This window comes from Cupriavidus sp. WGlv3, assembly GCF_023952475.1.
GTDB lineage: Bacteria > Pseudomonadota > Gammaproteobacteria > Burkholderiales > Burkholderiaceae > Cupriavidus > Cupriavidus phytorum.
Map to the genome: position 1 here is coordinate 1 of NZ_JALHRX010000119.1, position 727 is coordinate 727.

Sequence of the window (727 nt, forward strand, 5' to 3'; positions counted from 1 at the left end):
GTCGTGTAAATGATCTTGCGGATCGCCGGCGGGAACGTAAAGAACGGGATCACCTGATCCCAGGCGCGACGCCAGGATGCGCCGATCGGTGCATACCGCCGACCCCATTCCCCGTTCTCGAAGGCCGCCAACTCGGCCAGCGCGGCCTCGACGGTGGGGGCCGTGTACACGGGCTTGAGCGCCGCCGCCACGGCGCGGCGCTCCTTCCAGTTGGCGTACTCCAGGCTGTTGCGGATCAGATGCACGATGCAGGTCTGCAGGGTGGTGTTCGGGAACACCGCGGCCAGGGCCTGTTCCATGCCCTTAAGGCCATCGGTCACCGCGATCAGGATGTCTTGGGTACCCCGGGTCTTCAGGTCGTTGAACACCTTCATCCAGAACTTGGCGCCTTCGGTAGTCTCGATCCACAGGCCCAGGATGTCGCGCGTGCCGTCGGGCAGCACGCCCAAGGCCAGGTAGACGGCCTTGTTGCGCACCACGCCGTCCTCGCGCATCTTGACCCGCAGCGCGTCGAAGAACACCACCGGGTACATCACCTCCAGCGGACGGGCCTGCCAGGCGGTGACCTCGTCCATGACCGCATCGGTCACCGAACTGATGAACTCGGGCGAGACCTCGGTGCCGTACTGTTCGGCCAGAAACGCCTGGATCTCGCGCAAGGTCATGCCGCGCGCATACATGGCGATGATCTTGTCGTCGAACCCGGTGAAGCGCCGCTCGTGCTTGG

1 protein-coding gene is annotated in these 727 nt (G+C 64.9%); it reads right to left on the reverse strand.

Features of this window, described 5'->3' with window-relative positions:
- A partial coding sequence (locus MKD38_RS30760) for an IS256 family transposase (RefSeq protein WP_252669784.1) occupies window positions 1-727 on the reverse strand: 727 nt, incomplete at both ends.